The organism is Shigella sp. FC1567, from assembly GCF_001743015.1.
Classification (GTDB): Bacteria; Pseudomonadota; Gammaproteobacteria; order Enterobacterales; family Enterobacteriaceae; genus Escherichia; species Escherichia coli.
Genome location: NZ_MIIV01000122.1, coordinates 21906 through 36278 on the forward strand (window position 1 = coordinate 21906; position 14373 = coordinate 36278).

Genomic DNA, 14373 nt, shown 5'->3' on the forward strand with positions numbered 1-14373 from the left:
AATTAGACAAAGTGGTGTCCACCAAATAAGTAGTGGGAACCAAAGTGTCAGATATGCAGAAAAATGTGACTCCCGGCAGGCGAAAAGGCTGCCCTAATTATCCTCCCGAATTTAAACAGCTGCTCGTTGCTGCCTCCTGTGAACCCGGGATATCCATCTCAAAACTTGCTCTTGAAAATGGCATTAACGCCAATCTGTTGTTCAAATGGCGACAACAATGGCGCGAGGGAAAGCTGCTATTACCTTCTTCAGAGAGCCCCCAGCTACTTCCTGTGACTCTCGATGCAGCTGCCGAACAGCCAGAATCGCTCGCAGAGGACCCGGAAACCCTCAGTATCAGCTGTGAGGTAACGTTCCGGCACGGGACGCTCCGCTTCAATGGCAATGTCAGCGAAAAGCTCCTGACTCTGCTGATACAGGAACTGAAGCGATGATCCCGTTACCTTCCGGGACCAAAATTTGGCTGGTTGCCGGTATCACCGATATGAGAAATAGCTTCAACGGCCTGGCTGCGAAAGTACAAACGGCGCTGAAAGACGATCCCATGTCCGGCCATATTTTCATTTTCCGGGGCCGCAGCGGCAGTCAGGTTAAACTGCTGTGGTCCACCGGCGACGGACTGTGCCTCCTGACCAAACGGCTGGAGCGTGGGCGCTTCGCCTGGCCGTCAGCCCGTGATGGCAAAGTGTTCCTTACGCAGGCGCAGCTGGCGATGCTGCTGGAAGGTATCGACTGGCGACAGCCCAAGCGGCTGCTGACCTCCCTGACCATGCTGTAAATCTCTTTATCCTGGTTGTCACAGAATAAGCCCGGTAAAATACGGGCTTATGAACGACATCTCTTCTGACGACATCTTCCTGCTGAAACAGCGCCTGGCCGAACAGGAAGCGCTGATCCACGCCCTGCAGGAAAAGCTGAGCAACCGGGAGCGCGAAATAGACCATCTGCAGGCGCAGCTGGATAAACTCCGCCGGATGAACTTCGGCAGTCGTTCCGAAAAAGTCTCCCGCCGTATCGCACAAATGGAAGCCGATCTGAACCGGCTTCAGAAAGAGAGCGATACGCTGACTGGTAGGGTGTATGACCCGGCAGTACAGCGTCCGTTGCGTCAGACCCGCACCCGTAAGCCGTTCCCTGAATCACTACCCCGTGACGAAAAGCGACTGTTGCCTGCGGCGCCGTGCTGCCCGAACTGCGGCGGTTCACTGAGCTATCTGGGCGAGGATACCGCCGAACAGCTGGAGTTGATGCGTAGCGCCTTCCGGGTTATCCGGACGGTACGGGAAAAACATGCCTGTACTCAGTGCGATACCATCGTGCAGGCACCTGCACCTTCGCGGCCCATCGAGCGGGGTATCGCCGGACCGGGGCTGCTGGCCCGCGTGCTGACCTCGAAGTATGCAGAGCACACCCCGCTGTATTGCCAGTCAGAAATATACGGCCGGCAAGGTGTGGAGCTGAGCCGTTCACTGCTGTCGGGCTGGGTGGATGCATGCTGCCGGCTGCTGTCTCCGCTGGAAGAGGCGCTTCATGGCTATGTCATGACTGACGGCAAACTCCATGCCGATGATACCCCGGTCCAGGTACTGCTGCCGGGTAATAAGAAGACGAAGACCGGGCGGTTGTGGGCGTATGTTCGTGATGACCGCAATGCCGGGTCAGCGTTGGCACCTGCAGTGTGGTTCGCTTACAGCCCGGACAGAAAAAGCATCCATCCGCAGACTCATCTTGCTTGCTTCAGCGGTGTGCTGCAAGCGGATGCGTACGCCGGGTTCAACGAGCTGTATCGCAATGGTGGGATAACGGAAGCTGCCTGCTGGGCTCATGCCCGCCGAAAGATCCACGATGTGCACGTCCGCATCCCGTCAGCACTGACGGAAGAAGCCCTGGAGCAGATCGGTCAGTTGTACGCCATAGAGGCGGATATAAGGGGAATGCCGGCAGAGCAGCGGCTTGCTGAACGTCAGCGAAAAACGAAACCGCTGTTGAAATCCCTGGAAAGCTGGTTGCGTGAAAAGATGAAGACCCTGTTCTTCGGCTCTGGCCATGGTGGTGAGCGGGGAGCGCTACTGTACAGCCTGATCGGGACGTGCAAACTGAATGACGTGGATCCAGAAAGCTACCTTCGCCATGTGCTTGGCGTCATAGCAGACTGGCCGGTCAACCGGGTCAGCGAACTGCTTCCGTGGCGCATAGCACTGCCAGCTGAATAACACATCCCCGTCAATACGGCCCTCGCTGTACGCTTACTTTTGTTCGGACTGCTTATGGCCTTTTTCCACTGGTGGCGCAGGAAAGTTAACCGGCTGCCACCATGGGATGACGTGTAAACCGTGCAGGCATGTTTTCACGTGGTGACGCTTTCATTGGGGGTCTACGCCGGAACCCCAATATTGTTCACATACATGAATTTGAAAAACTAAGCGATACTGCTGTCCGTACCTTATAAACTTATTTCAACGCTTCCGGCAGCGTCACAATCCACAGTTCACTGTCAGACTCCGGTTTCTCCAGTGGCTTCACTCTGAGGGTCGTTTCAACCTGCTTGTCGTCAAGCGTCAGCTTTCCTTCCGCGTTCACCCGATAATCCTTGAATGTCTTGCCCTCGACCGGATGTTGCATCGCCACCTTCACGCCAAAGTCGTTATCGTTCGCCACCGCCAGCGTTTTGCTGTCGATCAGCGCCAACCCTTCAGCCTTCTCCTGCTGCCAGCCCAAGGAGCGCAGATCAACAACCTGCGTTTTCTGCGCAAGGGTAATGCCGCGCTGTGACAGGGTTTTCTCATCATCAAACTCCGGATACTCACCCGGCTTGTCGAAGCCTGACAGGTCGCTCGCCTTATTGAGATCGACCTCGTAAATCAGGTTACGCATTCTGTTGTTTTTATCTCTTCCCTGTTCGATCAGCAGGATGTGCTGGTTATCGAGCGCCACGATGTCTCCGATTTTAGCGTCGCTGTTTTTGCTGTAGGCCGCGCTGTCGATAGGATAACCGTACATCGCGGTTTTTCCGCTTGCCGGATCGAAGCTCACCAGACGCGTAAACAGCGCCTTTTTCTTGCTCTTAGCGTCGATATCCAGCGTACTTTGCACGGCGACAATAATACGCCCGTCCGGCATACGGGTGAGGCCTTCAAAGCCGCGGTTCGCCTGACGCCATTTGAGGATATTTGGCAAACCGCCCGCAATCGCTTTTTCCCCTTCCGCCGCCTGCGGACCGTGGATTGCCAGGATTTTCCCTTTACTGTCGATGTTAATCAGGAACGGGCCATACTCATCGCACAGCCAGTAACCTCCTTTACCATCCGGAGTGATCCCTTCCGTATCCAGCCCGCGATTATCCCCCTTCAGTCTATGTAACGTGTCGCTGAAGGCCACTTCATTGGTGGAGCCAATCACGTCGCTTGCCAGCGGCAGACCGTTGATCGCGCCTTTATCGTCATGCAGAGGACGGGGATCGATGGCCTCCGCTTTGCCGTTTTGTACACGAATCGTCATCAGCAGCGGCGCGAAATCTGGCGTAACGAAAATTTTAGTTTCGTTTTTCCCCTCTTTCGGTGAATCCGCGTTCGGACCGCGATCGGTAATGGTTGCGAATGTCAGGGCATCGCCCTGTTTACCGGTGAACAGCAGGCCAGAACCTATCCCAACCGGAAGGCCGTTCGGGAATGCACTGGCAAATGCGCCGGCGTAGTTCACGTGCGTGCCTTCTGGAAAACTGACGACATAGCGCTCAGCCGTAGGTTGTGCCGCCAGGGCAGAGAAAGAGAGCGTACAACCGATTAGCACGGGAATAATTTTTCTTTTCATATTGTTAGCATCTATAAAGTGAAGATCACACTACACCATAAAGAAGAAACGAGTCAGGAAAATGACATCGAATGGCAACATGCGCGGGCCTGAGGCCAAAGAAATGTAAAACACTGTTGTTATTTGTAACAACGGAAACATTTACGGAAATTATTTGTCTTTCTTCGTGATCAAAAATGCTGTGTCTTGTTGGATTGGAGTGATGAGGGCTGCGTTTAGGAAACGCCCTATATTGTACGGTTGCATTATCGCGGTAGGGGTAATGCACGTGTCAGTATGATGAGCTGACCACACTCACGTGGGTGGACTGGTATAACAATCGACGATTGCTGGAAAGGCAGGGCCATATCCCACCGGCAGAAGCAGAAAAAGCTTATTATGCTTCCATCGGAAACGATGATCTGGCAGCCTGAGTTCACAGATAAAACACTCTCCAGGAAACCCGGGGCGGTTCAATTGCTGGATAAGATCATAACGATACACCGGGTTAAACAGGTGGTCACTGCTTCACTGAAGCTGCGTGATTATGATGGTCAGGTAGCAGAAGCTATGCCCATGATACAAAAATGACGAAAGCCGAAATGTCTGAAAGCGTGTGTATTACCTGAAAATATGACCGGCTCCGGGGTACGTAACCGATTCAACAAAGCCAATCGATATTACAAAACGAGAGGGACTATATATTTCGTTTTCAGATAAGACTCCTTGAGAGATTATCTTTTATGTAAAATCTCAAATATCACCTGATGTAATGTCAATGATAATATTAAGTGCGCTCTGAACAACATCTTTCTTGGTGTGATTAACATCTGACAAAAAGAACATCAGCTTCTTTATTATGTTCTTGTTGTTTATTATTTCACGCTCACAGAATAAAGCGTTGACTGCCTCTTCTATGACATTTCTCTCGTAAAAAAATTGAGAGTTAGCTTCATATAAAATATTGGCCAATTTTTCACCAAAAACCATATTATAATAATCACTGTGCATCTTTCTCCCCCAGGGTTCAGTCAATAATTTTACCATGCCTAATTATGACAGGTGTAACAAGCATATTTTGCTATATAAATAAAATACATAATACTGATTATTGTAAGAACAGGAAGCAGACTAATGGTTTTTTTTTGTGAGCACATTCCTTCTTATGTAGGAAGAGGCTGTATTATATTCAGTCAACTCTTTTTTACTAAAAACATTATCTATGCCATCAAAGTTGCCTGCTAGCTAATTTTTAGGATATCGCCTTGTCGTGGATTATGCACTCTAAACATGTAGAAGGTATTCATTACAAATACACAGACGGCCATCTTTTGTAAAATGGATGCCGTTTTAAGTGAGATTATGATTTTCAAATTGTTCCGGACTGAGACCGCCACACCAACTGTACCATCGCCAGCGATTGTAATCGCACTCGATATAATTAAGTAAGTTTGCTGATTTTGCTGTTTACTGCGACAGATGTAAAGCTGTGGTGATTCATGCAGACTAAGTTCACGGACTCCGGCAGTAACACCGATGCATTCTGCAAGCTTCAGATCTTAACTACGAAATTCATGCGAATGGTGTTTACGTTTTTTTACTGGTTGAAACTGTTTTGTCTTGTGAGTCACCTCTGACTGAGAGTTTACTCACTTAGCCGCGTGTCCACTATTGCTGGGTAAGATCATTACCGAAATCCCCATCCTTTAGGGCAGTGAGGATGTCAATAATAGCAGACCACATCATGAGTCATTCTGACCGACACATGTCAGAAGCAGAGGCTCCATCCCATTTTATACCTACCTTATAACACTTAGAAAAACAACATGTTAAAAATGTCTATTGGAAACAATTTTATTTCCAATTGTAATGATAACCATTCTCATATTAATATGACTACGTGATAATTAACTTTTGATGCACTCCGCATGTCTGACCGCGCCACTACCACAGCTTCCTTAACGTTCGAGTCGCTTTATGGCACACATCACGGCTGGTTGAAAAGCTGGCTGACGCGCAAACTCCAGTCTGCTTTTGATGCAGATGACATTGCCCAGGACACTTTTTTGCGGGTAATGGTCAGCGAAACGCTCTCGACGATCCGCGATCCTCGCTCCTTCCTCTGCACTATCGCCAAACGCGTGATGGTGGACCTGTTTCGCCGAAACGCGCTGGAAAAAGCGTATCTGGAGATGCTGGCGCTTATGCCGGAGGGGGGAGCGCCTTCACCTGAGGAACGCGAAAGCCAACTCGAGACCCTACAACTCCTCGACAGCATGCTGGACGGGCTAAACGGCAAAACACGTGAAGCGTTTCTGCTTTCGCAACTGGATGGTCTGACATACAGCGAGATTGCGCACAAACTCGGTGTTTCCATCAGCTCCGTGAAAAAATACGTGGCGAAAGCGTCGAGCACTGCCTGCTGTTCCGTCTGGAGTATGGGTTATGAATCCTTTGTTAACCGATTCCCGCCGTCAGGCGCTGCGTTCAGCTTCCCACTGGTATGCCGTGCTAAGCGGCGAGCGCGTCAGCCCACAACAGGAAGCGCGCTGGCAACAGTGGTATGAACAGGATCAGGATAACCAGTGGGCCTGGCAGCAGGTTGAAAACCTGCGCAACCAGCTTGGCGGTGTGCCTGGCGACGTTGCCAGCCGGGCGTTGCACGATACCCGCCTCACCCGCCGTCACGTGATGAAAGGATTACTGCTGTTGCTCGGCGCTGGCGGAGGCTGGCAGCTCTGGCAGTCGGAAACCGGCGAAGGTCTGCGGGCAGATTACCGCACCGCCAAAGGCACAGTCAGCCGTCAGCAACTGGAAGATGGCTCCCTGCTCACGCTGAATACCCAAAGCGCGGCGGATGTGCGTTTTGATGCGCATCAGCGCACCGTCCGGCTCTGGTACGGTGAAATCGCCATTACTACCGCGAAAGATGCCCTGCAACGCCCCTTCCGTGTCCTGACCCGTCAGGGCCAGCTCACTGCTTTAGGGACAGAATTTACCGTCCGCCAGCAGGATAATTTCACGCAGCTTGACGTTCAGCAGCACGCTGTGGAAGTGCTTCTCGCCAGTGCCCCCGCGCAAAAACGCATCGTGAACGCTGGTGAAAGCCTGCAGTTCAGCGCCTCTGAGTTTGGCGCAGTGAAACCGCTGGATGACGAGAGTACAAGCTGGACGAAGGACATCCTGAGCTTCAGCGATAAACCGCTGGGTGAGGTGATAGCCACGCTAACCCGTTACCGCAACGGCGTGCTGCGCTGCGATCCCGCCGTTGCCGGGCTGCGCCTGAGCGGGACGTTCCCGCTGAAAAATACCGATGCGATCCTGAACGTTATCGCGCAAACGCTTCCCGTTAAAATTCAGTCTATTACGCGGTACTGGATAAACATTTCACCACTGTAAGGAAAATAATTCTTATTTCGATTGTCCTTTTTACCCTTCTCGTTCGACTCATAGCTGAACACAACAAAAATGATGATGGGGAAGGTATGACGCCGTTACGCGTTTTTCGTAAAACAACACCTTTGGTTAACGCCATTCGCCTGAGCCTGCTGCCGCTGGCCGGTCTCTCGTTTTCCGCTTTTGCTGCACAGGTTAATATCGCACCGGGATCGCTCGATAAAGCGCTCAATCAGTATGCCGCACACAGCGGATTTACCCTCTCGGTTGACGCCAGCCTGACGCGCGGCAAGCAGAGCAACGGCCTGCACGGCGATTACGACGTCGAGAGCGGCCTGCAACAACTGCTGGACGGCAGCGGACTGCAGGTAAAACCGCTGGGAAATAACAGCTGGACGCTGGAGCCCGCGCCCGCACCAAAAGAAGATGCCCTGACCGTGGTCGGCGACTGGCTGGGTGATGCGCGTGAAAACGACGTATTTGAACATGCTGGCGCGCGTGACGTGATCCGCCGTGAGGATTTCGCCAAAACCGGCGCAACCACCATGCGTGAGGTACTTAACCGCATCCCTGGCGTCAGCGCGCCGGAAAACAACGGCACCGGCAGCCACGACCTGGCGATGAACTTTGGCATCCGGGGCCTGAACCCGCGCCTCGCCAGCCGCTCGACCGTCCTGATGGACGCATCCCCGTCCCCTTCGCCCCTTACGGTCAGCCGCAGCTTTCACTGGCTCCCATTTCGCTCGGCAACATGGATGCCATTGACGTGGTACGCGGTGGTGGTGCGGTGCGTTACGGACCGCAGAGCGTGGGCGGCGTGGTGAACTTTGTTACCCGTGCCATTCCGCAGGACTTTGGTATCGAGGCGGGCGTGGAAGGTCAGCTCAGCCCAACCTCTTCACAAAACAACCCGAAAGAGACGCACAACCTGATGGTGGGCGGCACAGCGGACAACGGTTTTGGCACCGCGCTGCTCTACTCCGGCACGCGCGGCAGTGACTGGCGCGAGCACAGCGCCACCCGCATCGACGACCTGATGCTGAAAAGCAAATATGCGCCGGATGAGGTGCACACCTTCAACAGCCTGCTGCAATATTACGACGGTGAAGCCGACATGCCCGGTGGCCTGTCTCGCGCGGATTACGACGCCGATCGCTGGCAATCCACCCGCCCGTATGACCGCTTCTGGGGTCGTCGCAAGCTGGCGAGCCTGGGCTACCAGTTCCAGCCAGACAGCCAGCATAAATTCAACATTCAGGGGTTCTACACCCAAACCCTGCGCAGCGGCTACCTGGAGCAAGGCAAACGCATCACCCTCTCGCCGCGTAACTACTGGGTGCGCGGTATTGAGCCACGCTACAGCCAGATCTTTATGATCGGCCCTTCCGCGCACGAAGTGGGCGTGGGCTATCGCTATGTGAATGAATCAACGCATGAAATGCGTTACTACACCGCCACCAGCAGCGGGCAGTTGCCGTCCGGCTCAAGCCCTTACGACCGCGATACGCGTTCCGGCACCGAGGCGCACGCCTGGTATCTGGATGACAAAATCGACATCGGCAACTGGACCATCACGCCGGGTATGCGTTTCGAACATATCGAGTCATACCAGAACAACGCCATCACAGGCACGCACGAAGAAGTGAGCTATAACGCACCGCTTCCGGCGTTGAACGTGCTCTATCACCTGACTGACAGCTGGAATCTTTATGCAAACACTGAAGGCTCGTTCGGCACCGTACAGTACAGCCAGATTGGCAAGGCTGTGCAAAGCGGCAATGTGGAACCGGAAAAAGCGCGAACCTGGGAACTCGGTACCCGCTACGACGACGGCGCGCTGACGGCGGAAATGGGGCTGTTCCTGATTAACTTTAACAATCAGTACGACTCCAACCAGACCAACGACACCGTCACTGCACGTGGCAAAACGCGCCATACCGGGCTGGAAACGCAGGCACGTTACGATCTGGGTACGCTAACGCCAACGCTTGATAACGTTTCCATCTACGCCAGCTATGCGTATGTGAACGCGGAAATCCGCGAGAAAGGCGACACCTACGGCAATCTGGTACCATTCTCCCCGAAACATAAAGGCACGCTGGGCGTGGACTACAAGCCAGGAAACTGGACGTTCAATCTGAACAGCGATTTCCAGTCCAGCCAGTTTGCGGATAACGCCAATACGGTGAAAGAGAGCGCCGACGGCAGTACCGGCCGCATTCCCGGCTTCATGCTCTGGGGTGCACGCGTGGCGTATGACTTTGGCCCGCAGATGGCAGATCTGAACCTGGCATTCGGTGTGAAAAACATCTTCGACCAGGACTACTTCATCCGCTCTTATGACGACAACAACAAAGGCATCTATGCAGGCCAGCCGCGCACGCTGTATATGCAGGGGTCGTTGAAGTTCTGATGTGTTAACGCCCGGCTTGCCGGGCTTTTAGCTGGAATGTGATTATGTTGGCATTTATCCGTTTTCTTTTTGCAGGCCTGCTGCTGGTGATCAGCCACGCCTTTGCCGCCATGGTTCAGGACGAACACGGCACGTTTACACTCGAAAAAACGCCACAACGGATTGTGGTGCTGGAACTCTCGTTCGCCGATGCGCTGGCCGCCGTGGACGTCAGCCCGATCGGTATTGCCGACGATAACGATGCAAAACGCATCCTGCCCGAAGTGCGTGCGCACCTGAAACCGTGGCAGTCCGTCGGAACGCGCGCGCAGCCGAGCCTGGAAGCCATTGCCGCTCTGAAACCAGACCTGATCATTGCCGACAGCAGTCGCCATGCGGGGGTTTACATCGCCTTGCAGCAAATCGCGCCGGTACTGCTGCTTAAGTCCCGCAACGAAACCTACGCTGAAAATTTGCAATCTGCGGCTATCATCGGCGAAATGGTGGGTAAAAAGCGAGAGATGCAGGCACGTCTGGAACAACATAAAGAGAGGATGGCGCAGTGGGCCAGCCAGCTTCCCAAAGGGACACGCGTGGCCTTTGGCACATCACGCGAACAGCAATTCAACCTGCATACTCAGGAGACCTGGACCGGCAGCGTGCTGGCCTCTCTGGGGCTGAACGTTCCCGCTGCGATGGCGGGTTCGTCCATGCCGTCCATCGGCCTGGAGCAACTGCTGGCGGTCAATCCTGCCTGGCTGCTGGTTGCCCACTATCGCGAAGAGAGCATTGTTAAACGCTGGCAACAAGATCCGCTCTGGCAGATGTTAACCGCCGCGCAGAAGCAGCAGGTTGCTTCGGTCGACAGTAACACCTGGGCGCGGATGCGCGGTATTTTTGCTGCAGAGCGTATTGCCGCTGACACGGTAAAAATCTTCCACCATCAGCCGCTTACCGTTGTGAAATGACCGCGATAAAACACCCGATGCTGCTGTGGGGGCTTCCCGTTGCAGCACTTATTATTATTTTCTGGCTGAGTCTGTTTTGCTACTCGGCCATTCCTGTTTCCGGAGCAGATGCAACCCGCGCCCTGCTGCCTGGACACACGCCAACGCTACCAGAAGCGCTGGTGCAAAACCTTCGTTTGCCACGAAGCCTGGTCGCCGTTCTGATCGGCGCAAGCCTGGCGCTCGCGGGCACGCTGCTGCAAACCCTGACCCACAACCCAATGGCCTCTCCTTCACTGCTCGGCATTAACAGCGGCGCGGCGCTGGCTATGGCGCTTACCAGCGCGCTGAGTCCGACGCCGATTGCAGGCTATTCTCTGTCGTTCATCGCGGCATGCGGGGGCGGCGTGAGCTGGCTGCTGGTCATGACCGCAGGAGGCGGATTTCGTCATACCCATGACAGAAACAAACTGATCCTCGCGGGTATCGCGCTGTCGGCCTTTTGTATGGGCCTTACCCGCATCACCCTGCTGCTGGCCGAAGATCATGCTTACGGCATCTTTTACTGGCTGGCAGGCGGAGTGTCCCACGCCCGCTGGCAGGATGTCTGGCAGCTCTTGCCGGTGGTGGTCACTGCAGTCCCTGTCGTGTTACTGCTGGCGAATCAACTGAACCTGCTCAACCTCAGCGACAGCACCGCCCATACGCTGGGAGTGAACCTGACGAGGCTACGTTTGGTCATCAATATGTTAGTGCTGCTTCTGGTTGGTGCGTGCGTCAGCGTGGCAGGTCCGGTGGCGTTTATCGGTCTGCTGGTGCCACATCTGGCGCGCTTCTGGGCAGGCTTCGATCAGCGCAACGTACTGCCAGTGAGCATGCTGCTGGGGGCCACGCTGATGCTGCTGGCAGATGTACTCGCACGCGCGCTGGCCTTCCCCGGAGATCTGCCCGCAGGCGCAGTGCTGGCGCTGATTGGCAGCCCTTGCTTTGTCTGGCTTGTGAGGAGGCGAGGATGAAAATTGCGCTGGTTATTTTCATCACCCTTGCCCTGGCGGGCTGTGCGCTGTTATCACTCCATATGGGAGTGATCCCCGTGCCGTGGCGCGCGCTGCTGACCGACTGGCAGGCCGGACGCGAGCATTATTATGTATTGATGGAGTACCGACTGCCGCGCTTGCTGCTGGCACTGTTTGTCGGTGCAGCCCTCGCCGTGGCGGGCGTGCTGATACAGGGGATTGTGCGCAACCCTCTGGCATCACCGGATATTCTCGGCGTTAACCATGCCGCCAGCCTGGCCTCTGTGGGGGCTCTACTTCTTATGCCGTCACTGCCCGTGATGGTGCTGCCGCTGCTGGCCTTTGCGGGCGGCATGGCGGGGTTGATATTACTGAAGATGCTGGCAAAGACCCACCAGCCGATGAAGCTGGCGCTCACCGGCGTGGCGCTTTCTGCATGCTGGGCCAGCCTGACGGATTATCTGATGCTCTCGCGCCCGCAGGATGTGAACAACGCCCTGCTGTGGCTGACCGGCAGCTTATGGGGCCGTGACTGGAGCTTTGTGAAGATTGCCATCCCGCTGATGATTTTATTTCTGCCGCTGAGCCTGAGTTTTTGCCGCGATCTCGACCTCCTTGCACTCGGCGATGCGCGCGCCACCACGCTCGGTGTGTCGGTGCCCCATACCCGATTCTGGGCTTTGTTACTAGCTGTCGCCATGACATCTACCGGCGTGGCCGCCTGCGGCCCGATTAGCTTTATTGGTCTCGTGGTGCCGCATATGATGCGTAGCATCACCGGTGGACGTCACCGCAGACTGCTGCCTGTTTCAGCCCTGACAGGTGCGTTGCTGTTGGTGGTTGCCGATCTGCTGGCGAGAATTATTCATCCCCCACTGGAGCTCCCGGTTGGCGTGCTGACCGCCATTATCGGTGCGCCGTGGTTTGTCTGGTTGCTTGTGAGAATGCGATAAATGACTTTACGAACTGAAAATCTGACGGTCAGTTACGGGACAGACAAGGTACTTAACGACGTTTCACTCTCACTGCCAACGGGGAAGATCACCGCCCTGATCGGCCCTAACGGTTGCGGGAAATCGACGCTGTTAAACTGTTTTTCGCGGCTTTTAATGCCGCAGTCTGGCACCGTATTTCTCGGCGATAATCCCATAAATATGCTCTCATCACGCCAGTTGGCCCGCAGGCTTTCGCTGCTGCCTCAGCACCATTTAACGCCAGAGGGGATCACAGTCCAGGAGCTGGTTTCGTATGGTCGTAATCCCTGGCTGTCACTCTGGGGGCGTCTCTCCGCTGAAGACAATGCACGAGTTAATGTCGCCATGAACCAGACCCGGATCAATCATCTTGCCGTTCGTCGGTTAACCGAGCTTTCCGGCGGTCAGCGCCAGCGCGCATTTCTGGCGATGGTCCTGGCCCAGAATACGCCCGTTGTATTACTTGATGAGCCAACCACCTATCTTGATATCAATCACCAAGTGGACCTGATGCGGTTGATGGGCGAACTCCGGACTCAGGGGAAAACGGTGGTCGCTGTGCTGCACGACCTTAATCAGGCTAGCCGGTACTGCGATCAACTGGTGGTAATGGCAAACGGACATGTTATGGCGCAAGGCACACCAGAAGAGGTGATGACCCCAGGATTGCTGAGAACAGTATTCAGCGTGGAAGCGGAAATACACCCCGAGCCGGTATCTGGCAGGCCGATGTGCCTAATGAGGTAGATTGCACAGGCCGTAAGAACCAAACCACGACTGAATGAAACTGGACTGGCGCCAGCAAGCCTGTTCAGACTGGGGCTGAACTTTTCCGGACTCTGAAAGATTACCAATACTCATCGTCCATCCGCTTGCTTTAGGCTGACAGGTTCATAATCAACGCAAACCAGAGCTGTACAGGCTTGGGCGCGGCTTTCAAACCAGTCGTGATCACGGCAATCAATTTTGAACTCTGCTTAACGGACATTTCTGTATAACCCTTACGGCAACGAAAAACGCGAAGTTAAAATTTTAGAAACCCAAAAACGTGACATGACTAAGTTTAGATTTCAGGGGGGGAGATCAAAAAATTTCGCTCTGTGCCAGAGCGGACATTCACGGAGCTGGTTCATTACCAATGAGGTTGGGCTTTTGAGGATAAATCAATGATCAGACGCCAACGTAAATCAAAAGCAACCCTGGAACGGAATTGCTAATCCAGTTTCTGACCATCGATTTTTCTAAAAAGTGTGCGTTTGCTACTACTTAGGTAGGTGCAGCTTTCTTAATCACCGGCAGCCACGTTATACAGGCCAGTTGATGGATCGATTGTTATCAATGATATCTTCATGAGTCGGTGTCTCACCCAGCTTACCGAAGCTGGCATAAAGTGAAGGCAGACGGGCCCGTCCTTCTCCCTTTTTCGCCAGAGGGAAAGCGCGAAGCATGGTGGCAGCCTCCCAGTCACAACAATAGGATGGTGTGCACGGCTGCTGACGCCATGATTCAGCGATAGAGCCGGAAAATACGGGGTCAAAGCCGGTATCATTAACCAGAGTCATCGTGACCTGTACTGCGGCTGGATGATCTCCTGCTACTGCAACTGCTAGGCGACCGCGGCTCCCTTCAGGTAGTCTGTTGTGGTCAACTAAAACTGGCCTCCGCGTTAGAGTTTTTCCAGTATCGGTTTTCTGATTCGTTTGGTGGTAACCCACCATTATATTCGTGCTAGACTGGCCCCCTGAATCTCCAGACAACCAGTATCACTTAAATAAGTGATAGTCTTAATACTAGTTTTTAGACTAGTCATTGGAGTACAGATGATTGATGTCTTAGGGCCGGAGAAACGCAGACGGCGT

Annotated in this window: 11 protein-coding genes and 8 pseudogenes; 13 read left to right on the forward strand and 6 right to left on the reverse strand. The window is 54.0% G+C overall.

The features are described from left to right. The first annotated feature begins 53 nt into the window (after positions 1 to 53). From tnpA to BHE85_RS27360, 4 genes and pseudogenes are all read left to right on the forward strand, one after another. The gene (tnpA, locus tag BHE85_RS09430; RefSeq protein ID WP_001171523.1) at positions 54 to 434 is read left to right on the forward strand and encodes an IS66-like element accessory protein TnpA; all 381 of its coding nucleotides are present in this window, start codon (positions 54 to 56) and stop codon (positions 432 to 434) included. After that, a complete protein-coding gene (gene tnpB / locus BHE85_RS09435; RefSeq protein ID WP_000612632.1) occupies positions 431 to 778 on the forward strand; it encodes an IS66 family insertion sequence element accessory protein TnpB in 348 nt (115 codons plus the stop codon). Before tnpA ends, tnpB begins: the two co-directional genes overlap by 4 nt. A 49-nt stretch (positions 779 to 827) precedes the next feature. Next, positions 828 to 2213, forward strand: a complete 1386-nt coding sequence (tnpC, locus tag BHE85_RS09440; protein WP_000998091.1) for an IS66 family transposase — start codon at positions 828 to 830, stop codon at positions 2211 to 2213. Between the two features lie 39 nt (positions 2214 to 2252). Continuing rightward, positions 2253 to 2330: pseudogene (locus tag BHE85_RS27360) on the forward strand (DUF6404 family protein); the annotation flags it as partial. Between the two features lie 121 nt (positions 2331 to 2451). Here the strand turns inward: BHE85_RS27360 and BHE85_RS09445 are convergent. Further along, complete coding sequence (locus BHE85_RS09445; RefSeq protein ID WP_000823243.1) at positions 2452 to 3810, reverse strand: esterase-like activity of phytase family protein; 1359 nt, start codon at positions 3808 to 3810, stop codon at positions 2452 to 2454. 281 nt (positions 3811 to 4091) lie between these two features. Here BHE85_RS09445 and BHE85_RS09450 point away from each other — a divergent pair. Further along, a pseudogene (locus BHE85_RS09450) lies at positions 4092 to 4223 on the forward strand (IS3 family transposase); the annotation flags it as partial. A 64-nt stretch (positions 4224 to 4287) separates the two neighbouring features. After that, positions 4288 to 4418 (forward strand): annotated as a pseudogene (locus BHE85_RS27365) (IS5/IS1182 family transposase); the annotation flags it as partial. Between the two features lie 124 nt (positions 4419 to 4542). Here BHE85_RS27365 and BHE85_RS09460 read toward each other — a convergent pair. The 4 genes and pseudogenes from BHE85_RS09460 to ykiE form a co-directional block, all read right to left on the reverse strand. After that, on the reverse strand, positions 4543 to 4824 hold the full coding sequence (locus BHE85_RS09460; RefSeq protein ID WP_223349491.1) for a biofilm development regulator YmgB/AriR family protein: 282 nt from the start codon (positions 4822 to 4824) through the stop codon (positions 4543 to 4545). 315 nt (positions 4825 to 5139) lie between these two features. Continuing rightward, positions 5140 to 5238: pseudogene (locus tag BHE85_RS09465) on the reverse strand (IS3 family transposase); the annotation flags it as partial. After that, positions 5238 to 5442: pseudogene (locus BHE85_RS28380) on the reverse strand (hypothetical protein); the annotation flags it as partial. The pseudogenes BHE85_RS09465 and BHE85_RS28380, both read right to left, overlap by 1 nt. Positions 5443 to 5512: 70 nt before the next feature. Beyond that, a pseudogene (gene ykiE / locus BHE85_RS27370) lies at positions 5513 to 5581 on the reverse strand (protein YkiE). Positions 5582 to 5717: 136 nt separating this feature from the next. Here ykiE and fecI point away from each other — a divergent pair. The 7 genes and pseudogenes from fecI to fecE all read left to right on the forward strand — a co-directional run bounded on the left by fecI (position 5718) and on the right by fecE (position 13261). Further along, positions 5718 to 6238: pseudogene (fecI, locus tag BHE85_RS09475) on the forward strand (RNA polymerase sigma factor FecI). After that, positions 6235 to 7188, forward strand: coding sequence for a ferric citrate uptake sigma factor regulator FecR (fecR, locus tag BHE85_RS09480; RefSeq protein WP_001068910.1), 954 nt, complete (start codon positions 6235 to 6237; stop codon positions 7186 to 7188). Before fecI ends, fecR begins: the two are co-directional and overlap by 4 nt. An 86-nt stretch (positions 7189 to 7274) precedes the next feature. Then, positions 7275 to 9598: pseudogene (gene fecA, locus BHE85_RS09485) on the forward strand (TonB-dependent Fe(3+) dicitrate receptor FecA). 44 nt (positions 9599 to 9642) lie between these two features. Then, positions 9643 to 10545: a Fe(3+) dicitrate ABC transporter substrate-binding protein FecB gene (fecB, locus tag BHE85_RS09490; protein WP_000879153.1), complete on the forward strand. Its 903-nt coding sequence runs from the start codon at positions 9643 to 9645 to the stop codon at positions 10543 to 10545. Further along, positions 10542 to 11540 carry an iron-dicitrate ABC transporter permease FecC gene (fecC, locus tag BHE85_RS09495; protein ID WP_000125175.1) on the forward strand — a complete coding sequence of 333 codons (999 nt, stop codon included), beginning with the start codon at positions 10542 to 10544 and terminating at the stop codon, positions 11538 to 11540. The genes fecB and fecC overlap by 4 nt, the downstream gene beginning before the upstream one ends. Further along, positions 11537 to 12493: a Fe(3+) dicitrate ABC transporter permease subunit FecD gene (fecD, locus tag BHE85_RS09500; protein WP_000684856.1), complete on the forward strand. Its 957-nt coding sequence runs from the start codon at positions 11537 to 11539 to the stop codon at positions 12491 to 12493. Before fecC ends, fecD begins: the two co-directional genes overlap by 4 nt. Then, positions 12494 to 13261: a Fe(3+) dicitrate ABC transporter ATP-binding protein FecE gene (gene fecE, locus BHE85_RS09505; RefSeq protein ID WP_000175457.1), complete on the forward strand. Its 768-nt coding sequence runs from the start codon at positions 12494 to 12496 to the stop codon at positions 13259 to 13261. Positions 13262 to 13818: 557 nt separating this feature from the next. Here the strand turns inward: fecE and BHE85_RS09510 are convergent. Next, positions 13819 to 14076: an NAD(P)-binding domain-containing protein gene (locus BHE85_RS09510; RefSeq protein WP_000177057.1), complete on the reverse strand. Its 258-nt coding sequence runs from the start codon at positions 14074 to 14076 to the stop codon at positions 13819 to 13821. Between the last annotated feature and the right edge of the window lie 297 nt (positions 14077 to 14373).